The following is a 23,131-nucleotide window of genomic DNA, read 5'->3' as shown; positions in this document are numbered from 1 at the left end:
CTGCAGGTGAAGCCCATCATTCTGGAAAGGTCGTAATGAGCGATAGCGTTGAACTCTTCACCGACGGCGCCTGCAAGGGCAACCCTGGCCCGGGCGGCTGGGGCGCCTTGCTGGTCTGCAAGGGTGTCGAGAAAGAGCTGTGGGGCGGCGAAGCCAACACCACCAACAACCGGATGGAGCTGACTGGCGCCATTCGCGGGCTCGAAGAGCTCAAACGCCCGTGTGAAGTCACGCTGGTGACCGATTCGCAATACGTGATGAAGGGCATCACCGAGTGGATGGTCAACTGGAAGAAACGCGGCTGGAAAACCGCCGCCAAAGAGCCGGTCAAAAATGCCGATCTCTGGCAGTTGCTCGACGAGCAGGTCAGCCGTCACACGGTGAAATGGCAGTGGGTACGCGGCCACATCGGGCACCCTGGCAACGAGCGTGCCGACCAGTTGGCCAATCGTGGCGTCGACGAGGTTCGCGGCATCAAGCGCGCATAGCCAGCCGCAGGCTCGCAACGGCTGCGGCGTGGTAGAATCGCCGCCTGCAGATGAGGCAACAGTCAATGACAGTGCAAAACCTGGACAACAGATCGATCGTTCTCGACACCGAAACCACCGGTATGCCAGTGACCGATGGTCACCGTATCGTCGAGATTGGTTGTGTCGAACTGATTGGCCGCCGCCTGACCGGGCGGCATTTTCACGTTTACCTGCAACCCGACCGCGAAAGTGACGAAGGCGCAATCGGTGTTCACGGCATCACCAACGAGTTTCTGGTCGGCAAGCCGCGCTTTGCCGAAGTTGCCGATGAGTTCTTCGAGTTCATCAAGGGCGCGCAACTGATCATCCACAACGCAGCGTTCGACGTTGGTTTCATCAACAACGAATTCGCCTTGATGGGTGCGCAGGACAAGGCCGACATCACCCGGCACTGCAAGATTCTCGACACCCTGATGATGGCCCGCGAGCGCCATCCGGGGCAGCGCAACAGCCTCGATGCGCTGTGCAAACGCTATGGCGTCGACAACTCGGGTCGTGAGCTGCACGGCGCTTTGCTCGACTCCGAGATTCTGGCCGACGTCTATCTGGCGATGACCGGCGGGCAGACCAGCCTGTCGCTGGCCGGCAACGCCTCGGATGGCAACGGCTCCGCTGAGGGCTCCGGCAATCGCGGCAGCGAAATTCGCCGCTTGCCAGCTGATCGCAAGCCTTGCCGAGTCATTCGTGCCTCGGAAAGTGAACTGGCCGAGCACGAAGTCCGTATGACCACCATCGCCAAGGCCACCGGTGCGCCTGCCCTGTGGGTACAAATGCTGGAAGCCGGGGCACAGGCCTCTTCCTGACCGTAACCGGCAAATGGTGACATGACCGTGGCAAATCCTGCTTTGAGCATTCGGGTTGCAGACGAATGCTTCGAGGACTACATCCTCAACAGCGAATTTACCTTTACCGTGCTTGGCTATGCCCAGCCGCGCATTGGCGAAAGCGTTGACTCATGGCAGGTTGAGCTGGTCGAGCCCTACAGCAAGAATTACGGTATCGACTCTCAGGAGTTCGCCGACCATCGCGACGCCGCGACCAGCACGGTGATGGTTGCCTGGCTGGACGACTGCCCGGTCGGCCATATCGTGATGAGTACTCACTGGAGCGGCTTCGCCTACATCGATGAGCTGGCCGTGGACGAGTTGGCGCGGCGGCATGGCGTAGGGCGCTCGTTGCTCGATGTCGCTGAGTTCTGGAGTCGCAAGCGCAATTTGCCGGGCATCGTTCTGGAAACCCAGAACAACAACCTGGGTGCCTGCAGATTGTACGAACGTTGTGGCTACGTGGTGGGCGGGGTGGATCACATGCGCTACAAGGGCATTGATCCCAATACTCGCGAAACGGCGATTTTCTGGTATCGGATCTTTCAGGACTGACGACGACTTCCCGCCGGCATCAGTGGCTCGGGCGGGAGCGATGTCTGCATTACGTGGGTGTGCGGGTGATCTTCACGCCGGATTGCACCAGTTGAAAGTCTTCTCCGCCCAGATGTTTTACCCGGTCGCCGATCGCCAGTCTGTAGGTGATCACCGGCTGCCCGTCCTGCGCCTCATCCGGCTGCGATTCCTGGAACTCATGCACCGGGTAGACCCGACCTTCGGCGTCTCTGGCATGAAATTGTCCGACGAGAACTGAAGCCATTTGCTCTGTAACCTCTGAAACTGAATATAACTGCTGGTTTACTAATCCATCGAGGCTAGTAGACCACTGATTTATAGGGGAGTTTGCCTTTTTGAAAAAAATAATCCAGGCGCTTGCAGTGTCCAGGCGGAATTGAGTGGCGCCGACGTCGTCTAAACCTGGCTTCTGTTCTATACCTAACCCTTCCTCCACCAGATGACGGATATTTTCATGAGCCAGGTTCATACCATTGCCGTATTGGTCGGCAGTCTGCGAAAAGAGTCCATCAACCGCAAGATCGCGCTGGCACTCGCCGAGTTGGCGCCAGCCACTCTGAAGCTGAACATCGTCGAAATCGGTGATCTGCCGCTGTACAACGAAGACATCGATGGCGACTCGCCACCGCCATCCTACAGCGTTTTTCGCGAGCAACTGGGTGCTGCCGACGGCGTGCTATTTGTAACCCCAGAGTACAACCGCTCGGTGCCCGGCGCCCTGAAAAACGCCATTGACGTGGGCTCGCGTCCTTACGGCAAAAGCGCGTTCAGCGGCAAGCCCGGTGCAGTGATCAGCGCATCACCCGGTGCGGTCGGTGGCTTTGGCGCCAACCATCACCTGCGCCAATCGCTGGTGTTTCTGGATGTCTTGTGCCTGCAGCAGCCTGAAGCCTATCTGGGCGGTGCCGGGAGCTTTTTTGATGAGGCGGGAGCATTGTCCGACAAAACCCGTCCGTTTCTGGAGAAGTTCATCAACGCTTTCGCCGCCTGGGTTGAAAAGAACGCTCAGCCTTCCGTCAATTGATTTGAGCGAAGCGCGCCTGCTGATCAATTGCTTTATGTAACGCAGGCGCTTCGCGCTACCTCAATAAGCTGTTTCCTTTTCCTCTGCCACGCGTCCGGCGCAGTGAGCGATGAGGGCCATTCAAAGGAAACAGCACATGCCAACAGCACTTCCCTATTTTTTCAGCGACTCCCTGCGCAGCCGATTCGCACAGGACATTCAGGACGCAATTGGCAGCTCTCGCATCAGCAGCGACGATGGCAAGTGGTTGCAACGGCTGCTTGCCGCGAGTATTGAACCGGGCACCGATGCAGGCCTCCCAAGAGTCGACAGGCTGATCATGGGCGACAATTCGCCTGATGACGCGGAGCTTGCGGGGGCGTGGTTGATCAGCGATCCGGTTGCAAGTGCCACATCTGTTTTTTTGAGTACGCTGGCTTTCGGAATCGAGCGCTTCGAAAGCCGCTCCTCGCTGCTCACCGCCTTACAGGGGCGGTTCAGCAACGTCAGCGATATCTCTACTGTCGAGGCAGAGCGTGTCGACGGCTCACTGTTCGATGCGCGCATGCTGGCTGTCATGCGCCAGCAGGCCGGGCATCTGCAAAGCCTGTCTATTCAGTTGCAGGCGTTGCCGGATCTGCGCGCTGCGGCAGGCAAGGCGTTGCAGAACGTTTTAGCGCAGAGAGGCCTTGCAGAGGGTATCGACGTCTTCAGTCAGATCGTGCAGCTTCTGGATATCAACCCTGAGAGGGATCCAGGGGTCTCATCGGTAATGGGGACTCAGTACCTGGTCGATGCTGCGGTGCAGGCATACTCATTGGAGGCTCTTCCTGCAGGCCTGAAACGGCAATTTCTGGATGCTGAGGGTCAGGCCTTTTCTCAGGCGCAGGCAGCTCTTTTCGAGCAGGCGCTGGCTGACTCGGTTTGCGCAGTCCCTGCTGTATACGAGCAATTGCTGGCTGACTACTGGATGGCTGAACGGCTGGACGGGCGCACAGTGCGAGACTTTACCGGTCAGGCGCTTGCGGAGTGCTTTCGTCAGCATCTTTTAGCGAGCCGGGCACATGGCACGATGACCGAGGCCGAGTATCGGTGTTTACTCACTCTGCTGCCTGCGTGTTCTGGCGCGATTGATCCGCAATCGATACGGGTCCGCCGGTTGTCAGTCGCTGTGGCCGCAGATGAGCCGGTCAAGCAGGTTGGCGTGTTCCTGATTGATTTTCCCGCAGAAGATTTGTCGAGCACGTTTCTTTATTCTTCGCTGCCGGGTTTCTTGCGCTTCGGCGATTCGGCTCAGGCAATCGCGCACGTAGTGAGCGGCTCTTCACATGCCGGACTGCTGTTTTACTCATCCCTTAACGATCACCCTGCCGTCAGGATGCAGGGGCAAGTCGAGTTGCACCCGAATGCGCTCACCGCGGCGTTTTTCAGCGAATTCGTCGATTCGGTCATCGCCTTGCAAAAGCGCAATCTGCGTTACGTGCTGGGCCTGTCCGCCATCCATTCTGAAAAAAATCCGGTCCGGGTTGATGATGCACTGGACATCCGCAGGTTGTTGGACGGACGTCTGTCGAGCCTGCATGACTCAGGGCGCTGGCGCCCGGAGCCGCTTGCGTTTGATCTGGCGTGGGGAGCGACTGCGCAGGTCGGCAGTGGGCAGACGTCGGGCCTGATCTCCGAGCCTTCCTACAACTGGATCGGCAAACTGAAGAAGCTTGATGCACTGCTTGAGCGCGTTGATGCTCTGCATTCCGGGGTGGATGGCTGCATGCGTCATGCGCTGAACCGTTATCTGGCGGTCATTGGAGGACCGCCACTGGATGCCCGGACGCTCTGGGTGTTACCGGATGCCGAGGACGCAGTGCCCGTGCGCTTGCTTTCGTTGGCGCTTGACCGGGTTTGCGGTTATACGCAGGCAGCTCTGTCTGACAGCGTGGTGGTTGCAGGGCTGATAACTCCGATTCTGGATCGGCCGGTACAACGCCTGCCGTTGGCGTTGCTTGAGCAAATGCTGGTCTGTGTACAGGAAGATTTTTCTCGCCGCTTTGAAGAGCAGATAGGCGAATTCTACTCACGTACGATTCGCCGTCTGGACACCCGCATGCACCCCGGTGTGATGTCCATGTTGGTTCGAGAGTACTTACTGCGCCTTGAATTGCTTGTTGAAAAGCGTATAGCCACGCTTCCTGAATCAATGATCCAGAGCGTCCAGCAGTTACTGGATCGACCGCTGCCCAGCCTCAGGGCGGCGCTGGGTGACGCGCGTGTCGATGCTTTTTCCATTGCTGTTCAGTACGACTCGGCATCACCCGCGATCAAGGTGTCCAATGCTTTTGTCGTCTATGACAGGCTGGCGCGCAGTGAGCCCGTTCTCTGGGTACTAAGCAAGGGGCTGATACGTTTTGAAAATCTGCAGGCGCTGGAACAGTATGTCGCATTGTTGCTGAAGGGGACTGAACTGGCTTCGCACGTGTCAGGCGTTCTTGCCGAGCCGGACAGGCAGGCGCTGCTTGGCCATCGCGCCCGTGCAGGTTCGCTGGACCTGAAAGTGACATTGCACTGCATCGAAGGGCATTTCATCGAAGCGTTGCAGCTTGACGAAATAGAGCGTCAGAGGCGCACAGCGGCCTACGTTTACCAGGATGCCGTGAGCTGGCGAGTGCCATCAGAGCTTTTCAACAATCTGTTGGGAGCCGTGGAGCGCGAAGACCGAAATCGCAAAGCGTTAAGTTACCTGGGCGTTGCCATTCAGTTCATCATCTACAAAGCCATTGTACCCACCTGGGTCAGCGGCGCGTCGAGGGCTGATCAGATTACGCTGGTGGCCGCCCTGCAACGGTTTTACGTGACCTGTGTCGGGCAGAAGGATTTTCTGTTTGATATCCCCAGCCTCTACGACTATTCCTGCGAGCAGCTGAAAAACAGGTTCAACACCGACTTCGTCGAGCCTCGTCCTGATCCTGAAAACATCCGGATCACGCTGGAGCATTATGTTCCCGCCCCGGTTACGCCAGGGCAGACGCCTCAATCGATACCCGCGGCGACGCAAGCGGTCAGTGAAAACCTTGTGGAGTATGCCATCAACCGTTTTCTGTCCAGACAGGACGGCGTGATTGCTCTCTCATCACGGGATAATCAGCCGCTGAACCCGGCGCTTACGCCCGCTTATATTCGAGAGCTTGTCACGTCACTGGACATCGCCACAGGTTTCCGGAGCATGCTGGATTCAGCGTTGGCCACGACTACCTCCAGCTACCTCGAACGGCGCAAATTGTTCGTCGAGCAGGTCCCTTCGCTGGACATCCTGCGGGCATTCGCGCTCAGGCTCAAGAACGAGCTGTCCGAACAGGCCTATCGGGTTGTCGAAAACGTGCTGAACATGCCTGACGCCATCGCGCGACTTCCTGTCAACGGCTGCAAGATGGTGTTCAGCCCCTTGAAGCTGCTTGCGGCCAAAGAGGGCTGGGAGCCGAATGTCGTACTCAATACGTACCTGATGGGGCCCTCGGATAGCCAGCCAGGGGTGTGGGTACTCTACGCACCGCTGCACGAGGAATTTGTTTTCAAGGAGTACCCGGATCAGGCCGCGCTGCTGCACGACATACATCACTCTCCTGGCCTTCAGGCTTATATGCTGGATCGTGTCGATCCTGATGTGCGAAAGATCTATGATCACGGCGGCTTCGTGGAGCCACACCTGCCCTTCAGTGTCGAGTCTTCGTTTGATTCACCCTTCGAGACTCCGGCGCCGGTGACCGTGCAAATCGATCCTTATGAAGGCAACTGTCTGCTGCTGATGTTCAAGGGCGCTCTGGATATCCTGAAGTTACAGGTGCAGCAGCACAGCGTTACTAACGCCGAACATCGTCGGTCGGCGGCGCAGTATTTGTTTACCTTGGGTGCCGAGCAGATCATGGCGCTCATGCCGGGTCGTGTGGGGGCGTTGATTGGCATCATTCAGGGGCAGTCTCTCCTGAATATGTCGGTTATTTCTGCTGGAGATCAGCATTGGGGCAAAGCACTGTCGGAGTTCATGGCTGCTCTGGGCGTGATGATTACTTCCGGGGATCCCTCGGCGGCCCCAGCGCGGGAGGGTGACGAGCCCGGTCCTGGTTCTGAAGGCATCGGCTCGACTGACCCGCTCATACAGCTTGAGGATATTGCTGACTTGCCTGAGTTTTCATGGGGCAACAGCTCCATGACGCAGCAGATACGAGATCGGCTGCGTGAATTCGAAGTCCACGATACTGCGTTGTACACCCTGCAACGCGATGAACTGCTGAGTGTTTACCGCGACCCGGCCACCGGTAAAAATTATGCAGCCATCAATGGCAAAATCTATGAGCTACAGAACGATGAGGATGGCTGGTTTATCATCGCGGGCACCAAGGTCGGGCCATCGGTCATTCTTGATGTCGATCAGCAATGGAAGATTGATATCCAGGGTGGCCTAAGGGGCGGCGGTGGCGCTCTCACCCGTATGGACGGCAGTCTCGTCGACGATCTGGTCGAGGAAATAATGGTCGTCAATGCTCGAGGCATGTCCGAAATCCGTCACGCTTACCGCGAGATGGCCCAGTCCATCGAAGATGCACATGCCCAGGCTCAGCGCTATCTGGAAACCTCTCTGGCCAATTTAACCCGCGAGTTGCCGGAGGGAGGACTGGATCCGCGCACCGAAAAGATCATCGGCGACTTCTTTGGTCAAAAGGTTCCGGATAAGCAGCTATATGACATCACTAAAAGGGCGGTCGCCGATATTTATCAGGCGCTGATGGACCCCTCCCTCTCACCCATTGACTCTCCACGTTTTGTAGTCGGGGTCAATCGACTGGGTAACGAGTCGTCGAGTGCTTTCATCTTCGAGGCAGATCCGTCAAGGCGGGTCTTTCTGACTGAGCAGTTCTTTCGGTTGCCGAGCTACCGGTTCAAGATCAGAGTAATGCGTTCGGGTGAATTCAAGTTTGGTCCGCATTATCGCGCCGCTATTCTGATTCACGAGCTCTCCCATCTGGTTTTAAAGACAGATGACATTGCGTACGTTGATTCTCAGGCCCCATTCGTTGACTTGCTCGAAGACGCACCGACCTATCGGCTGCGTATCCGAAACGAGCTGATTGCCCAGCAGCAGAAGACATTGTCCTACCAGACTGACCGCGACAAACTGTTCAAGCAACTGGACGACGACGACGCGTGGCGCGACCTGAGGCGAAAGGACGGCAACGGTAAACAGTCGATTCTGCGTATCTGCGGCAAGAAAACCCTTGAAGAGGCGCGTGATGTTTTTTACGAAAATGTCCGAAAGCGTGCCGATGTCATGCTCAAAAATGCGGATTCAGTCGCATTGCTGGTGACGTTACTGGGGCGAGAGCGATTTGTGAGACGCTGACGCAACGCCCCGGCGGCGCAAGCTGTCGGGGCAGTGGTGGCGCGTCAGACCAGATAGTGACGCAGTTCCCGTGCAATCAGCAGGCGCTGGATTTCACTGGAACCTTCATAGATCTGGGTAATGCGGGCGTCGCGGTAATAACGCTCGACCGGGTAGTCCTCCAGATAGCCATAACCACCATGAATCTGAATCGCCTTGGAGCACACCCATTCGGCCATCTCCGAGGCGAACAGCTTGGCCTGTGAAGCTTCTGACAGGCAAGGCTGCCCGGCGCTGCGCAGGCGCGCGGCATGCAGAATCAACAGCCGTGAGGCATTGATGCGGGTGTGCATGTCGGCCAGCAGGTTGGCGATGCTCTGGTGCTCGATTATCGGCTTGTCGAACTGCACGCGTTCACGCGCATAGGCCAGCGCCGCTTCAAAGGCCGCTCGGGCTATGCCCAGCGCCTGGGCTGCGATACCGATACGGCCACCTTCCAGATTGGAGAGGGCGATAGACAACCCTTTGCCACGTTCCCCCAAAAGACCGGCTGCCGGGATACGGCAGTTATTCAGCGTGACCGCACAGGTATCGGAGGCGCGAATGCCCATCTTGTGCTCGCTGCGGTCCACCACAAAACCGGGATTGTCGGTCGGCACCAGAAACGCCGACAGGCCCTTTTTGCCAAGCTCGGGATCGGTCACGGCAAACACGATTGCCAACTGCGCCCGTTTGCCATTGCTGACGAACTGTTTGGCGCCATTGATGACCCATTCGTCACCTTGCAGTTCGGCGCGCGTGCGCAGGTTATGCGCTTCGGAGCCCGCATGCGGTTCGGTCAGGCAGAAGCAACCAATGGCCCGGCCGGTGGCAAGCTTTTCCAGCCAGGTGTGTTTTTGCTCATCGGTCCCGTAGTTGAGGACCGGACCGCAACCCACCGAGCTATGAACGCTCATCAGCGTGCCGGTGGCGGCGTCGGCGGCGGAGATTTCCTCAACCGCGAGTGCATAGGCAACGTAGTCTATGTAGGTGCCGCCCCATTGCTCCGGGACCACCATGCCCAGCAGGCCCAGCTCGCCGAGTTTGGCAACCAGTGCGTCATCGATCCAGCCCGCTTTTTCCCAGGCCTGGGCATGCGGGGCGATTTCGTTGCGGGCAAAGTCGCGCGCCATGTCGCGAATCATTACCTGCTCTTCGGTCAATTCAAGATCGTGCACGACTCAATTCTCCAGACCGCTGAAGAAACTCTGCACATGCGCAGCACTGACGTCCTGCTCGCTGGCGTGTTTCCATTGCGGCTTCTTGTCTTTATCGATGATCAGGGCGCGAATGCCCTCGATCAGGTCGCCGCGCTCGAACCATTGCCGGTCCAGGTGCAGCTCCATGGCAAAACAGGAAGACAATGACAGATGGCGTCCACGGCGGAGCATTTCCAGGGTTACGGCCATGGCCAGCGGCGAATGCCTTTTCATTCGGCTGACGGTGTCCAGTGCCCACTCGCGGGTGTCGCCGATGACGACTTCCTGTAGTTGTTCGAGCATGCTGGGGATGTCCGGCAAACCGAAAAAGTGATCGATGGCCGGGCGCAGTATTTCCAGGGGCGGGTAGGGCAGGCGCTGTGTGGCCAGCTTGGCCAAGGCTCCCTGCAGGTCCTTGAGCGGCGTCGATTTCCATTTCAGGTGATCAAGCATATGGTCCAGGCGCGGCAGCATTTCGCTGTTCATCGACCAGTTGGCAAGCCCGCAGTACAGCGCATCGGCAGCGCCGATCTGTGAACCGGTAACGCCCAGCCAGGTGCCCAGCCCGCCTGGCAGCCTGGAGAGGAAGTGGCTGCCGCCGACATCCGGAAAGTAGCCGATTGCAACTTCCGGCATGCCCAGCCGGCTGCGCTCGGTCACCACGCGCAGGTCGGCCCCTTGAACCAGTCCCATGCCGCCGCCCAGCACCAGACCGTCCATGAGGGCCAGCACGGGTTTGCGGTAGCGGTGTATGGTCAGGTCCAACTCGTATTCTTCAGCAAAGAAGGTCTGATGCAGATCCTGGCCGTTCTTATGGCTTTCATACAGTGAACGGATGTCGCCCCCGGCGCAGAACGCCTTGCCGCCTGCGCCACGCAGAACCACCGCATGAACAGACGCGTCATCAGCCCACAGATCCAGTTGCTGACGAAGCGTGCGGACCATGTCCAGATCGATTGCGTTCAGGCCTTCCGGGCGATTGAGGGTCAAGTGACCGATGTGGTTACGCACCTCGACACCGATCGAATCCCGGCTGGCGGGTTGTCGAACCGAGCGGGCGGATGAAACCTGTGAACTCATTCTGAACTCCTTGTTCGGTTGCGCTTTCTTCTTGTTCGAGTCTGGTACAAGCGTCGTGGAAGATCCTAGCAGCGCAAATGTGCAAAGCAAAACTGCGTTTAAGCATAGCCTGAAGTTACAAATAGCCACTATTGGGGCTATTTATCGTTATGTTTATCGAGGCTTGAGCTTTACTTCGCGTGACTGGCTGCACGAATCGTTACCAGGCGCTTGAGTATTCTGGCTGTCGTTACTGTCACACAAGTGAATTCATCCAGCAGCTCCCATGAAAAAGCTCACATGAAAACTTCCCCGCATGCCAAGCCCAGCCGATGACTGACAAGTACGCTCCGCGCGACTGGGCTGCCCACGAGCGTCCGACCATGCCGGGCTCGCCATCGACGCCGCTGCACTCGGATGCCAGGCGCTGGGCGTTCGCGCTGGTCGGCGTCATCGTCGCGCTCACCGGCGGGCTCGGCAACGCACTGGTGGTCGCTAACCTGCCGTATCTGCAGGGCGCGCTGGGTGCCACCTCTCAAGACATCGCCTGGCTGCCGGCTGCGTACATCATGACCAACGTGTCGATGAACCTGCTGCTGGTGAAATTTCGTCAGCAATTTGGTCTGCGCGCGTTCACTGAGCTGTTTCTGGTGCTGTACGCGCTGGTGACCCTGGCGCACCTGTTCGTCAACGACATCGATTCAGCCATCGCTGTGCGGGCAGCGCACGGTATGGTCGGTGCGGCGCTCAGTACCCTGGGTCTGTATTACATGATTCAGGCGTTCCCGCAGAAGTGGCGGCTCAAGGCGCTGGTGCTCGGGCTTGGCACGGCCCAGCTGGCCACGCCGCTGGCCCGGCTGGTGTCCGAGGATTTATTGCAGATTGCCCAGTGGCGCGGCCTGTATCTGTTCGAACTGGGCATGGCGTTGCTCTCGCTGGGCTGCGTGCTGCTGCTCAAACTGCCACCGGGTGATCGGTTCAAAGCATTCGAGAAACTGGATTTTCTGACGTTCGGGCTGCTGGCGAGCGGCTTTGCGCTGCTTTGTGCGGTCTTGTCGCTGGGGCGTATCGAATGGTGGCTGGAAGCGCCGTGGATAGGCGCGGCGTCGGCGGCGTCCATCGTGCTGATCTGCGCCGGGCTGGCGATTGAGCACAACCGCAGCAACCCGTTGTTGATCACGCGCTGGCTGGGCAGCGGGGCGATTCTGCGTCTCGGGCTGGCCGTCATCCTGTTTCGTATCGTGCTGTCCGAACAGTCCGTGGGCGCTGTAGGGTTTCTTCAGGCGCTGAACATGGGCAGTCAGCAATTGCATACCTTGTATCTGGTGATGCTGCTGGGCAGCGTTGCGGGGCTTGCGGTCAGCGCGTTGACCATCAACCCTGCGCACCTGATCAAGCCCTTGCTGATCTCGCTGGCGATGATGGCGCTGGGTGCCTGGATGGACAGTCATTCGACCAACCTGACCCGGCAGTCGAACATGTACCTCAGCCAGTTCCTGCTGGCGTTTGGCGGCACTTTTTTTCTCGGTCCGACCCTGGTGCTGGGCATCAGCGGCGTGCTGGCCAACCCGCGCAATATGGTCAGTTTCTCGGTGCTGTTCGGGATTACCCAGAACATTGGCGGCCTGATCGGATCGGCTGCATTGGGCACTTTCCAGATTGTGCGCGAAAAGTTTCACTCCAGTCATATTGTCGAGCACCTGACCCTGATCGACCCACTGGTACAGTCGCGGCTGCAAAGCTACAGCGCCAGTTACAGTTCGGTCATTGCCGACCCGTTGTTGCGCAACAGTCAGGGCATTCGCGCCATGGCCACGGCGGCGACCCGGGAAGCCAACGTGCTGGCCTATAACGATGTCTTCATGCTCATTGCACTGATTGCGGTGCTGACCATGATCTGGATTTCATTGCGCATGCTGTGGCTGAAAATGACCACCCAACCCCAGGCGTTGGCGCCCGTGGCACCTGCCGCTTCGCCTACCGTACCTTATTCCGGCGTTCAATCTTCATGACCGAATCCAAGACCCCTGATACCGAAGCACCTCGCAGCTCGCCTGCACCGGCCCCGGCACCCTTGACGTCCCCGGTCACCAGCAAGCCGCGCTCGACCCGCAAGCGAGTGGTGTCTTCAGTGATTTTCGGTGCCGTCGCACTGGCCGGGGTGCTGCTGGTGTTGTACGCCTGGCAGTTTCCACCGTTTGCCAGCCCCATCGAGAGCACCGAGAACGCGCAGGTCAAAGGCCAGACCACGCTGATCGCGCCGCAACTGAGCGGTTATGTTTATGAGGTGCCGGTGCAAGACTTTCAGTTCGTCAAGGCGGGCGACTTGCTGGTGCGTCTGGATGACCGCATCTACCGTCAGCGCCTCGATCAGGCCTTGGCGCAACTGGCTGTGCAGAAGGCATCGCTGGCCAATAACCTGCAACAGCGGCGCAGCGCCGAAGCGACGATCGGCCAGCGTCAGGCCGAGTTGCAGAACAGCATCGCCCAGAGCCGCAAGAGCGCCGCCGATCTGCGCCGCAATCAGGCGCTGGTGACCGATGGTTCGGTGTCGAAAAGCGAGCTGGACGTGACCCGGGCGGCCGATGCCCAGGCCAATGCCGCCGTTGCAGAGGCGAAGGCAGTATTGCTCATCGCCCGTGAGGACCTGCAAACCGTCATCGTCAACCGTGGCTCGCTGGAAGCCTCGGTGGCCAACGCCCAGGCAGCCATCGAACTGGCGCGCATCGACCTGGACAACACCCGCATTGTTGCTCCGCGTGACGGTCAGTTGGGGCAGATTGGTGTACGTTTGGGTGCCTACGTCAATTCGGGTGCGCAACTGATGGCGCTGGTGCCGGAGCAGCGCTGGATCGTCGCCAACATGAAAGAAACCCAGATGGCCAACGTGCGCCTCGGCCAGCCGGTGAGTTTCACCGTCGATGCGCTGGACGGTCGTGAAATGCACGGCCATGTACAAAGAATATCGCCCTCAGCAGGTTCGGAGTTCAGCCTGCTGCCCGCCGATAACGCGACCGGCAACTTCGTGAAAATCTCCCAGCGCATCCCGGTGCGCATTGTCGTCGATGCCGACCAGCCGATGCTTGAGCATCTACGGCCGGGGATGTCGGTGGTGGTAAGTATCGATACCAGCGTAGAGGGGGATGAGCCACCGGACGCTGAGGCACGATAATCGCCACTATCGTGCGACGCTCCGCGTCGCATGCCTTTCTTGACGCTCCGCGTCCTCTTTGTAACCTGCATTCAAGACGTGGTGAGGCACCTCTCGCCAATGACCTCAAAACAGTTTGCTGAACACCCAGTACAGCGAGCCTGACAGCAAAATAGCTGCCGGCAGGGTCAACACCCAGGCGGTGGCCAGGTTGCGCAGGGTGCGCATTTGCAGTCCCGAGCCGTTGGCGACCATTGAACCTGCCACACCGGACGACAACACATGAGTCGTCGACACCGGCAGCCCGTACATGTCCGCTGCGCCAATGGTGAACATCGCCACCACCTCTGCCGACGCCCCTTGGGCGTAGGTCATGTGCGTCTTGCCGATCCGCTCGCCGACGGTCACGACGATACGCTTCCAGCCGACCATCGTGCCCAGCCCCAGGGCGATGGCCACGACAATCTTGACCCAGGTCGGAATAAAACGCGTCGCGCTGTCGATCTGCCCTTTGAACGCATCGAGCTTGGTCTGGGTATCTGCGTCGAAATTGCCCACCTTGTTTTTATCCATCAAGCGGATGGTTTCCGAGGTCAGGTACATGTCGTTTCGCACGTTGGTCACCGCTTCCGCAGGCACCTTCGACAGCGACCCATAGCTGGCAACCTGATTGCCGATCTTGCCGGTCATCACCGCCAGCGCCGGGATCAGGTCAGGGCCCGCCTGCCTGCTGACCAGATAATCCGACAGCGTCTGGCGCGAATCACTTGGGGCGGGCTGCGGCACACTGCGAATCAGCGCCTGCTGGGTGACTTCGGCCACAGCAGCGAACTGAGTGGCCTGATCGGCCGGCATGGTGCGGTTTAGCGCGTAGGCCATCGGCAGGGTGCCGACCAGAATCAGCATGATCAGCCCCATGCCTTTCTGTCCATCGTTGGAGCCGTGCGCGAACGACACGCCGGTGCAGGTCACGATCAGCATGGCGCGAATCCACAAGGGCGGCGGCGCGCTGCCTTCAGGTGCCTTGTACAGTGCGCGATTCTTGATGAACATGCGCATCGCCAGCAACAACAGGGCGGCACAGCCAAAGCCGACCAGCGGCGAGAGCAGTAAGGAGTAACCGATCTTGGTGGCCTGAGACCAGTCCACGCCGCTGGTGCCGTCACGCCCATGCATCAATGCGTTGGCAATGCCGACACCGATGATCGAGCCGATCAAGGTGTGCGAAGAGGAGGCCGGCAGGCCCAGCCACCAGGTGCCGAGGTTCCAGATGATGGCCGCGATCAGCAGCGCGAAAATCATGGCGAAGCCTGCCGACGAGCCAGTCTGCAGGATCAGCTCCACCGGCAACAACGCGATGATGCCGAACGCCACGGCACCACTGGAGAGCATCACGCCGAGAAAGTTGAAAAAGCCCGACCAGACCACCGCAAAGCCAGGCGGCAGCGAGTGGGTATAGATCACCGTTGCGACGGCGTTGGCGGTGTCATGAAAGCCGTTGACGAATTCAAATGCCAGCGCAATCAGCAAGGCCACGCCCAACAGCACGAACGGGGTCCAAGTGGTGACCACCGTGCCCATGTCGTCGACATCCTGCTTGAGGCTGTAGCCGGTAAATAACAGACCTGCGATGAGTATCGCGAAGAAAATGACCATGGTCAGTCGGCCGGGTTTGCGCCCGAACTGAGTCGCTGACAGGCTCGCACGACCTGTAGCGTCGGGAGAAAGTGCGTTTATAGCCATGTTCGCAATCCTGGGTTGAAAGAATATTGACATGGTCATTGCAAAATGTGACAGAGATGCGACATGGGCTTGGTCAATGCGCTTTTGCGCCAGATTTCTGACAACCGGCAAGCCGGTCAATAATCTCCGCGTTTGCGAAATGCCCAGCGTCCTGCCACCAGCGTAAAGGTCGCGACCAGCGCCACCAGAATCCAGAAGCCTTCCGGGTCAGTCGATAGCGGCACGCCGCCGACGTTCATGCCGAAGAAGCCGGCAACAATGTTGATCGGCAGCGCCAGCACCGTGACCACGGTCAGGGTGAAGAGCGTGCGGCTGCTCTGTTCGTTGAGGTTGGCGGCAATCTCTTCCTGCAACAGCTTGATGCGCTCACCCAGTGCCGTCAGGTCGTTGATCACCAGCGACGACTCTTCAACGGACTGACGCAGTGCCTGTGCATCCTGTTCGCGCAGCCACTGCGGGGGGCGATGCAGCAGGCGCATCAACGAGCCTGGTTCCAGCGCGAGCAGGCGTTGCAGGCGCACCAGCACCCGGCGTATTGCACCGAGTTCGGAGCGATTGTTGCTCAGCCGCTGGGAAAGCAACTGGTCTTCGATACGATCGACATTGACGCTGGTCTTGCGCAGGAACTGGGTCAGCACTTCGCCTTGGTCGCTCAGCAGGTGGGCGAGCAATTCCAAGGGGGAATCGAACTGTTCGCCGCGCTTGACCGCCGAACGCAACTTGTCCACCGAGCGCAGCGGTTGCAGCCGCGCGGTGATCAGCAACCGTTGCCGCGCGCAGACCCATAACGTCGAAATGTCGGTCGACAGCCTGTTGAAATCGAACACCACATCGTTGACCACTGCCAGCAAAGTCGCGTCAACGTGTTCGATTCGGGTCGAGCGCGAGCCTTCGTGCAGCGCTTCGAAAAACTCTTCCGGCAGTTCCAGATGGGTTTTCATCCAGCGCTCGCAGGCAGCGTGCGAGAGGTTGAGGTGCAGCCAGATAAAGTCTTCTTCGTCGGGCGGACGTTGCAAGTAATCCAGCGCGGCAGCCGAGCCGATTTCCTGGCCGCTTTCGCCGTGGCGAAAACGGAAGCCATAGAGCAGGCCGAACAGGTCTGAATCCTGATGGTGGTGCGCAATACTGTGGTTCATGGCTGTCCACGTGCGGCCCGCCCGAAGGGGGGAGGCGAAGGCCGCATGATGACAAGGCGTTATTTCATATTTGTGACGGCTTGTTGCAGAGTGTTTCGTTTGCACTGGAAAGCTGGCCGCATCCGGCGGCCATTCAGTTCACAGACAGCTTGTCACCGCCGTCAGGTGCTTCAGACCATCGCCAGTGGCACCTTGCGGGTCGGTGCGGGCCAGGCCAGGTCGATATCAGCGAGATCCTGCTCGGTGAGGCGAATTTGCTCAGCCGCGATGTTCAGGCGGATATGCTCCGGGTTGGTCGCCTTGGGGATGGCAATCAGGTTGTCCTGACGCAGCACCCACGCCAGAGAGATCTGCGCTGGCGTTGCTTCATGGCGTTTGGCAATTTCATGCAGGGCAGGGTGGTAAAGCAGATCGCCGGCCTGGCCAATCGGGCAGTACGCCATCAACGGCAAGTGGCGGTCTGCGCTCCACGGCATGAGGTCGAACTCGATACCGCGCTGTTCCGGGTTGTACAGCACCTGATTGGTCGCGCAGCGCGGGTTGTTCAACTCGATCATGTCCCGGACATCAAAGTTGGACACGCCCCATGCGCCGATCTTTCCGGCCTCACGCAGACGCTCGAACGCCTCGACGGTCTCGGTCAGCGGGTAGTTGCCCGGCCAATGCAGCAGATAGAGGTCGATGTAGTCGGTGTTCATCCGGCGCAAGCTGGCTTCGCATGCGACGGGAATACCGGCACTGCTGGCATTGTGCGGATAGACCTTGCTGACCACGAAGACCTTGTCACGCTGGCCTGCGATGGCTTGCCCGACGATCTCTTCAGCGGCGCCATCGGCGTACATCTCGGCGGTGTCGATCAGGGTCAGGCCCTGTTCGATGCCCAGGCACAGACCGGCGATTTCTGCCGAGCGCTGGTGCCCTTTTTCACCCATGTGCCAGGTGCCCTGACCCAGCACTGGTACGGTGTTGCCTGCCAATTCCAGTGTGCGCATGTGACCCCCTGCATATAAATGATCAATAAGTGAGCAGTTAAGTAAGCAGGTCTCAGGCAACAAGAGGCGCGCTAGGTTCCGCACGCCTCATGATAATAAGTGCTTAAACCCGGAACTGTCTCAGCAAGGTATTCAGTTCTTCGCTCAACCCTCTCAGGTGCAGGCTGGCAGAGGTCGACTGTTCGGCGGCCAGCGCGGTGCTCTGGGACAACTGCGCAGCCTGGGTGACGTTCTGGTTTATGTCGTCTACCACATGCGTTTGTTGCAAGGTGGCGCTGGCAATCGAGGCGTTGAGGCTGTTGAGGTTGCGCAGCGCCTGGCTGATCGAACTCAGGCTCTGACCGGCCTGATTGGCCTGTTCAATGGTCAGTTGCGAAGAGCGACTGCTGTCGCCAATCACCTTGACCGCTGCATCGGAATGCTTTTGCAGGCGTTCGATCATCGCCTGAATCTCTGCGGTGGATTTCTGTGTGCGCTGGGCCAGCAAACGCACCTCGTCGGCCACCACGGCAAAGCCGCGACCCTGTTCACCGGCGCGCGCTGCCTCGATGGCAGCGTTCAGCGCCAGCAGGTTGGTCTGCTCGGCAATCGAACTGATCACCTCCAGCACGCTACCAATCTGCGTGCTCTCGCTGGCCAGGCTTTTCATCACATCAACCGCCTGACCGATGGTGCCGGAGAGGTGTTCAATCTGGCGCAGACTGTTGTCGATATTGACCTGACCCTGCTGCGCCTGCGACTCGGCATCGCGCATTTCGCTAGCAGCGTGCTCGGCATTCTTGGCCACGTCCTGCACGCCGTAGGTCACTTCATTGACGGCAGTGGCGACCAGATCCATCTGTTGGGATTGTTGCTGGCTGCGGTTCTGCGCCTGCTCGGCGTTGCTGCCCAGGTCGGTGGAGGCCTGACCCAGCGCCACGGAAGAGCTCTGCAACTGGCTGACGACATTGCGCAGCTTGGCGATAAAGGCGTTGAAATGCCCGCCCAGTTCGGTGATTTCATCCTTGCCGTGGGTTTCCAGGGTGCGGGTCAAATCACTCTCGCCACTGGCGATATTGGCCATGGCTGCAACCGCTGCTCTCAGCGGGCGGACGATACTGCGCACGATCAACACCAGCAGCAGGACCATGACGAGCACGATCCCGACGATGAACAGCCCTGCGTTCCACAGCTGAGTCTTGAACTCTGCCGCGACGTCATCCACGTACACGCCCGACCCCAGAATCCAGCCCCAGGGCTGAAACAATTGCACATAAGACGTCTTCTTTACCGGCTCGCTGGCGCCCGGTTTTGGCCAGCGATAATTGACCATGCCGGCGCCTTTGCTTTTGACAAGGGCGACCATTTCATTGAACACCGCAAAGCCGTCCGGGTCCCTGATGGTCGATATATCCTGACCTTTAAGTTTGGGGTTGGTGGGGTGCATGATCATGACGGGGCGCAGGTCGTTGATCCAGAAATAGTCATTCTGGCTGTAACGCAGACCTTTGATCTCTTTCAGGGCCTGCTGCTGAGCGGCTTCGCGAGTCATGCTGCCGGCTGCCTCAAGCCCTTGATAAAACGTGAGAATGCCGCTGGCAGTCTGCACCACGTGCATGGTTTTTTCGGATTTCGCCCGATACAGGTCTTCATGAGTCTGCCTGAGCAGGGCCGCTGCGAGCACCAGGAGCATCAGCACAGAAACGACAAGAATCAGCCACAAGCGGCGGCTGATGGACAAACTGCGCATATTCATGATCTCACCCCGAACGTTATTTTTCTTTTTTGGAGGCCGACCGGCGCAAAGCCGGATAGCAGAGCCTTTTCAGCATCTCGGCGGATCATGACCAAACATGAGATTGCCGTCACATTTTTTTACAGCTTAGGGACGGCGTGAGCAGGTATGGCGAAAGGCTTACATCGAGAGAAGCGATTGGCTCTATCGACCGACATTCGCTCAATGTAGGATCCAATTCAACAGCTGCAGCGAAGGAACGCCGCAGCGATCAGGGACGATCGACCATTGCCAGGAGGCTACTGACAGGACGTTGGAATGGTCATGTTGCAATACCACCCGCTTCGGCGGGTTTTTTGCGTCTGCAGGAAAGTGCGCTGCTCAGAATGGTTTGTTCAGCGATCCGGCTCGCAGCCCTTGAGCACCAGCCTGAGAATGGTTTGCGTGGCCGCCTCGTAATCGGCATCGTCCAGCTTCGCCTTGCCGGTGACGGTCGCAATCTGCCAGTCGAAATCGGCGTAGGTCTGGGTCGCGGCCCAGATGGTGAACATCAGATGATGAGGGTCCAGCGCGGCAATCAGCCCTTTGTCGATCCAGGCCTGAATGCACTCGATATTGTGCCGCGCCTGGCCGTTGAGCTGTTCGATCTGCTCCGGTGTCAGGTGCGGGGCGCCGTGCATGATCTCACTGGCGAACACCTTCGACGCGAAGGGCAGGTCGCGGGAAATCTCTATTTTCGAGCGGATGTAGCGGCTGAGCACTTCGGCCGGGACACCTTGCGGGTTGAAGGGCGTCGACGCGCGCAGAATAGGCTCGATGATGCTTTCCAGCACCTCGCGGTAGAGGTTTTCCTTGGATTTGAAGTAGTAATAGACGTTGGGTTTGGGAACACCGGCCTTGGCGGCGATATCGCTGGTCTTGCTGGCGGCGAAGCCTTTGTCGGCGAATTCCTCGCTGGCAGCGCGCAGGATGAGTTCTTTGTTGCGCTCGCGAATACTGCTCATGACCCGGTTATTCCCTTGCCTGCATGGCGGTCGCGCATGTTAGCACCGGGTTTGCGCAGCGCTCAATGTTGAAGGTGCCAGCAGGTGTGAGCGAGCCTTTCCAGCCGTCGTGGAGCGTTCCCATCAGCCTCTCGCTGGCTGATCAGAACACTCCACCCGGTTCACGCGTTCATCAATTCCTGAACCCTGGAAGCCAGCACATCGATTGCAAACGGCTTGGTCAGCACTTTCATGCCAGGCCCGAGTTGCTCATCGCCAATGGCCGCGTTTTCTGCGTAGCCGGTGATGAATAGCGTCTTCAGGTGCGGGCGAACTTCTCGCCCGGCATCGGCCATTTGCCGCCCGTTCATGCCGCCGGGCAGGCCCACGTCGGTGATCAACAGGTCGATATGCACATCGGAGCGCAGTAATTTGAGGCCGGCCAGGCTGTCGGATGCCTCGATGAGGGTGTAGCCGAGATCGCCGAGTGCGTCAGTGAGCAGCATGCGCACGGTCGGTTCGTCGTCGACGATCAGGATCGTCTCGCCGGACTCGGTGAACTCGACCGGTGTCTTGCCGGTGTCGTGTTCGTCCCTGACGGCGGCACCGTCGTAACGCGGTAAATAGAGGGAGATCGCCGTCCCTTTGCCGACCTCGGACTGAATGCGCACCCGCCCGCCTGACTGATTGGCAAATCCATAAATCATCGACAGACCAAGGCCTGTACCCTGACCGATAGGTTTGGTGGTGAAGAAGGGGTCGAATGCCTTGGCGATGACATCCGGCGTCATGCCGGTGCCGGTATCGGTCACGCACAACGACAAATACTGCCCATCGGGCATATCGTGGGCCTTGGCCACATCGCCCTCCATCCACATGTTGCTCGCCTCGACCATGATGCGCCCGCCATCCGGCATGGCATCGCGGGCATTGATACACAGATTGAGCAGCGCGTTTTCCAGCTGGCTGGCGTCCACCAGCGTGGGCCAGAGGCCTATGGCACCGATCGTATCGACCACGATGCTGGGGCCAACCGTGCGTTGAATCAGATCGGCCATGTCTTTGATCAGTCGGTTTACATCGGTCGGCTGCGGATCCAGCGTCTGGCGCCGGGAGAAGGCGAGCAGCCGGTGTGTCAGGGCCGCCGCACGTTTGGCAGCACCCTGTGCGGTCACGATGTATTTGTCTACGTCGCTCCAGCGTCCTTGCTCGATGCGAGTGCCCATCAGCTCAAGGGCACCGGAAATGCCTGCCAGTAGGTTATTGAAGTCATGGGCGAGACCGCCAGTCAGTTGTCCGACGGCTTCCATTTTTTGCGATTGGCGCAGCTTTTCTTCAGCCTGCATAAGCTCGGCAGTACGCGCCGCCACGCGCTGTTCAAGTGTTTCGTTGAGCGTGCGCAAGGCGGCCGTGGCCCGGTCGCGCTCGGCGGCAGTGGAGCGTCGTTCGTCTACGTTGATAAGCACGCCCGGAAAGCTCAAAGGTGTGCCATCGTCGGCGCGGTCAACCCGGCCGTTCGCCTCTATCCAGTAGTAGATGCCGTCGGTACGACGCACACGGTACTGATGGGCGTAAAGATGCCCTCGGGTGATGACGGCGTTGATCGCGTCGATCAAGCCTGGCCGGTCTTCGGGGTGAACGGTGGCAATGACCTGCTCCAGACTCAAACCCTCATGGCCCAGCGCAGGGGCAAGGCCAAAAGCCCTGGCGAAGGCTTCGTCGACCGTAAAGCGATCAGACGGCAGGTCCCAGTGCCAGGTACCGATGATCGCGCCAGCGGCCAGGGCCAGCTGCACTCGCTCAGCGTTTTCGCGGGCGACGGCCTCGCTGGTCCGTAAACGCTCTTCGGCATCCCGACGGGCAGTCACGTCGCTGAACATGACCGCGATTTGCCGATCAGCCGGCTCACCAACGCGCACCGCCTTCACTTCAAACCAGCGCTCGAACGCCTTGGCATAGTTCTCGAAACTGGCAGGCTCACCGGTTTTTGCAACGTGGCCATAGGTTTCAAACCAGAAACGCTCAAGGTCCGGCGCGAACTCGGTGACCCATTTGCCACGCAGATCGACACCTGCCTGACGCTCGAACGCCGGATTTGCCTCCAGAAAGCGATAGTCTATCGGGCTGTCGTCGGCATCGAATTTGACCTGAATGATAGCGAACGCCGATTCAATGGTTTCCAGCATGGTTCTGGAGCGCTCTTCGCTTTGGCGCAGCGCGGTCTCTGCCTTGCGTATCTGCGACATGTCGAGCATCGCGCCGATCATGCGTACGGCATTGCCTTCGCTGTCGCGGATCACATGGCCACGGTCAAGAACGTCGGCGTACGAGCCATCCTGGCGGTGAAAACGGTACTCATCGCTCCATGCCGTGCCGTCGCCGTCGATCACTGCATGAATGGAGTCGTAGACGCGCGCCCTGTCATCAGGATGGATCTGCGCAATCCACCAGTCGCCGGAGGTGTCCAGCGTCGCCAGCGGGTGGCCGTAAGCCTGTTCCAGCGCGTCGTTCCAAAGCACATGGTTGGCCGCAAAGTCCCAATCCCAGATGGTGTCGTTGGTCGCCTTCGCGGCCAGTCGATAGCGCTCCCGGGTTTCTTCGATGGCGCGGCCGCCGTCTGCTCCGGCGTCGATGCCAGCGTCTTCAAGCGCTGCGCGCAGACGCACGATCTGCGCCTCCAGTTCTTCTCGTGTCAGGTCTTTCAGAGCGCCTCCCGCCCACACATGTAATGTCTTGCCTGGGCCGGAAGGTGTCCGCGACCGGCGTGATGCAATGAAATCAGAACGTATCGGTGCTTGCCGTTCTATGGCGACC

At 59.1% G+C, this 23,131-nt stretch carries 16 protein-coding genes; 7 read left to right on the top strand and 9 right to left on the bottom strand.

Annotated features, from left to right (window positions below):
• The first annotated feature begins 35 nt into the window (after window positions 1-35).
• The 3 genes from rnhA (at window position 36) to PSPTO_RS19175 (ending at window position 1,909) form a co-directional block, all read left to right on the top strand.
• Entirely contained in the window at window positions 36-488 is a 453-nt protein-coding gene (rnhA, locus tag PSPTO_RS19185; protein WP_005770770.1) for a ribonuclease HI, read from the top strand.
• A 65-nt stretch (window positions 489-553) separates the two neighbouring features.
• A complete protein-coding gene (gene dnaQ, locus PSPTO_RS19180) occupies window positions 554-1,333 on the top strand; it encodes a DNA polymerase III subunit epsilon (protein ID WP_005770771.1) in 780 nt (259 codons plus the stop codon).
• 21 nt (window positions 1,334-1,354) lie between these two features.
• The gene (locus PSPTO_RS19175) at window positions 1,355-1,909 is read left to right on the top strand and encodes a GNAT family N-acetyltransferase (protein ID WP_005770773.1); all 555 of its coding nucleotides are present in this window, start codon (window positions 1,355-1,357) and stop codon (window positions 1,907-1,909) included.
• A 49-nt stretch (window positions 1,910-1,958) separates the two neighbouring features.
• On the opposite strand, the gene PSPTO_RS19170 is transcribed toward PSPTO_RS19175, so the two are convergent.
• Window positions 1,959-2,174 carry a hypothetical protein gene (locus PSPTO_RS19170; protein WP_003376227.1) on the bottom strand — a complete coding sequence of 72 codons (216 nt, stop codon included), beginning with the start codon at window positions 2,172-2,174 and terminating at the stop codon, window positions 1,959-1,961.
• A gap of 210 nt (window positions 2,175-2,384) precedes the next feature.
• Here PSPTO_RS19170 and PSPTO_RS19165 point away from each other — a divergent pair, with 210 nt between their 5' ends.
• Both PSPTO_RS19165 and PSPTO_RS19160 read left to right on the top strand, forming a co-directional pair.
• The gene (locus PSPTO_RS19165) at window positions 2,385-2,954 is read left to right on the top strand and encodes an NADPH-dependent FMN reductase (RefSeq protein ID WP_005770776.1); all 570 of its coding nucleotides are present in this window, start codon (window positions 2,385-2,387) and stop codon (window positions 2,952-2,954) included.
• 136 nt (window positions 2,955-3,090) lie between these two features.
• Entirely contained in the window at window positions 3,091-8,322 is a 5,232-nt protein-coding gene (locus tag PSPTO_RS19160; RefSeq protein WP_011104687.1) for a dermonecrotic toxin domain-containing protein, read from the top strand.
• 44 nt (window positions 8,323-8,366) lie between these two features.
• On the opposite strand, the gene PSPTO_RS19155 is transcribed toward PSPTO_RS19160, so the two are convergent.
• Both PSPTO_RS19155 and PSPTO_RS19150 read right to left on the bottom strand, forming a co-directional pair.
• Window positions 8,367-9,518 (bottom strand): acyl-CoA dehydrogenase family protein, encoded by a 1,152-nt coding sequence (locus PSPTO_RS19155; protein ID WP_005770780.1) that lies wholly within the window; start codon window positions 9,516-9,518, stop codon window positions 8,367-8,369.
• 3 nt (window positions 9,519-9,521) lie between these two features.
• Window positions 9,522-10,619 carry an enoyl-CoA hydratase/isomerase family protein gene (locus PSPTO_RS19150; protein WP_011104686.1) on the bottom strand — a complete coding sequence of 366 codons (1,098 nt, stop codon included), beginning with the start codon at window positions 10,617-10,619 and terminating at the stop codon, window positions 9,522-9,524.
• A gap of 311 nt (window positions 10,620-10,930) precedes the next feature.
• Between PSPTO_RS19150 and PSPTO_RS19145 the strand changes: the two genes are divergently transcribed.
• Window positions 10,931-12,610 (top strand): MFS transporter, encoded by a 1,680-nt coding sequence (locus tag PSPTO_RS19145; protein WP_010202254.1) that lies wholly within the window; start codon window positions 10,931-10,933, stop codon window positions 12,608-12,610.
• Window positions 12,607-13,770, top strand: a complete 1,164-nt coding sequence (locus PSPTO_RS19140) for an HlyD family secretion protein (RefSeq protein ID WP_011104685.1) — start codon at window positions 12,607-12,609, stop codon at window positions 13,768-13,770. The genes PSPTO_RS19145 and PSPTO_RS19140 overlap by 4 nt, the downstream gene beginning before the upstream one ends.
• A 105-nt stretch (window positions 13,771-13,875) precedes the next feature.
• Here PSPTO_RS19140 and PSPTO_RS19135 read toward each other — a convergent pair whose 3' ends face one another.
• The 6 genes from PSPTO_RS19135 to PSPTO_RS19110 form a co-directional block, all read right to left on the bottom strand.
• Window positions 13,876-15,492 carry an inorganic phosphate transporter gene (locus PSPTO_RS19135; RefSeq protein WP_005770788.1) on the bottom strand — a complete coding sequence of 539 codons (1,617 nt, stop codon included), beginning with the start codon at window positions 15,490-15,492 and terminating at the stop codon, window positions 13,876-13,878.
• Between the two features lie 116 nt (window positions 15,493-15,608).
• The gene (locus PSPTO_RS19130) at window positions 15,609-16,628 is read right to left on the bottom strand and encodes a transporter (protein ID WP_011104683.1); all 1,020 of its coding nucleotides are present in this window, start codon (window positions 16,626-16,628) and stop codon (window positions 15,609-15,611) included.
• A 170-nt stretch (window positions 16,629-16,798) separates the two neighbouring features.
• Window positions 16,799-17,620, bottom strand: a complete 822-nt coding sequence (locus PSPTO_RS19125) for an aldo/keto reductase (protein ID WP_005619515.1) — start codon at window positions 17,618-17,620, stop codon at window positions 16,799-16,801.
• A gap of 103 nt (window positions 17,621-17,723) precedes the next feature.
• Window positions 17,724-19,355 (bottom strand): methyl-accepting chemotaxis protein, encoded by a 1,632-nt coding sequence (locus tag PSPTO_RS19120; protein WP_011104682.1) that lies wholly within the window; start codon window positions 19,353-19,355, stop codon window positions 17,724-17,726.
• Between the two features lie 374 nt (window positions 19,356-19,729).
• Window positions 19,730-20,338 (bottom strand): TetR/AcrR family transcriptional regulator, encoded by a 609-nt coding sequence (locus tag PSPTO_RS19115; protein WP_003376205.1) that lies wholly within the window; start codon window positions 20,336-20,338, stop codon window positions 19,730-19,732.
• A gap of 161 nt (window positions 20,339-20,499) precedes the next feature.
• Entirely contained in the window at window positions 20,500-22,983 is a 2,484-nt protein-coding gene (locus tag PSPTO_RS19110) for a PAS domain-containing protein (RefSeq protein ID WP_011104680.1), read from the bottom strand.
• Between the last annotated feature and the right edge of the window lie 148 nt (window positions 22,984-23,131).

Source organism: Pseudomonas syringae pv. tomato str. DC3000, assembly GCF_000007805.1.
Lineage (GTDB): Bacteria > Pseudomonadota > Gammaproteobacteria > Pseudomonadales > Pseudomonadaceae > Aquipseudomonas > Aquipseudomonas avellanae.
The sequence above is the reverse complement of the archived record's forward strand: the minus strand, read 5'-3'. Positions and strand labels throughout refer to the sequence as shown.

What these genes read in the sequence shown, in the direction of transcription:
- rnhA (WP_005770770.1), top strand. Translation starts at nt 36, where the DNA reads ATGAGCGATAGCGTTGAACTCTTCACCGACGGCGCCTGCAAGGGCAAC.
- dnaQ (WP_005770771.1), top strand. Translation starts at nt 554, where the DNA reads ATGACAGTGCAAAACCTGGACAACAGATCGATCGTTCTCGACACCGAA.
- PSPTO_RS19175 (WP_005770773.1), top strand. Translation starts at nt 1,355, where the DNA reads ATGACCGTGGCAAATCCTGCTTTGAGCATTCGGGTTGCAGACGAATGC.
- PSPTO_RS19170 (WP_003376227.1), bottom strand. Translation starts at nt 2,174, where the DNA reads ATGGCTTCAGTTCTCGTCGGACAATTTCATGCCAGAGACGCCGAAGGT.
- PSPTO_RS19165 (WP_005770776.1), top strand. Translation starts at nt 2,385, where the DNA reads ATGAGCCAGGTTCATACCATTGCCGTATTGGTCGGCAGTCTGCGAAAA.
- PSPTO_RS19160 (WP_011104687.1), top strand. Translation starts at nt 3,091, where the DNA reads ATGCCAACAGCACTTCCCTATTTTTTCAGCGACTCCCTGCGCAGCCGA.
- PSPTO_RS19150 (WP_011104686.1), bottom strand. Translation starts at nt 10,619, where the DNA reads ATGAGTTCACAGGTTTCATCCGCCCGCTCGGTTCGACAACCCGCCAGC.
- PSPTO_RS19145 (WP_010202254.1), top strand. Translation starts at nt 10,931, where the DNA reads ATGACTGACAAGTACGCTCCGCGCGACTGGGCTGCCCACGAGCGTCCG.
- PSPTO_RS19140 (WP_011104685.1), top strand. Translation starts at nt 12,607, where the DNA reads ATGACCGAATCCAAGACCCCTGATACCGAAGCACCTCGCAGCTCGCCT.
- PSPTO_RS19135 (WP_005770788.1), bottom strand. Translation starts at nt 15,492, where the DNA reads ATGGCTATAAACGCACTTTCTCCCGACGCTACAGGTCGTGCGAGCCTG.
- PSPTO_RS19130 (WP_011104683.1), bottom strand. Translation starts at nt 16,628, where the DNA reads ATGAACCACAGTATTGCGCACCACCATCAGGATTCAGACCTGTTCGGC.
- PSPTO_RS19125 (WP_005619515.1), bottom strand. Translation starts at nt 17,620, where the DNA reads ATGCGCACACTGGAATTGGCAGGCAACACCGTACCAGTGCTGGGTCAG.
- PSPTO_RS19120 (WP_011104682.1), bottom strand. Translation starts at nt 19,355, where the DNA reads ATGAATATGCGCAGTTTGTCCATCAGCCGCCGCTTGTGGCTGATTCTT.
- PSPTO_RS19115 (WP_003376205.1), bottom strand. Translation starts at nt 20,338, where the DNA reads ATGAGCAGTATTCGCGAGCGCAACAAAGAACTCATCCTGCGCGCTGCC.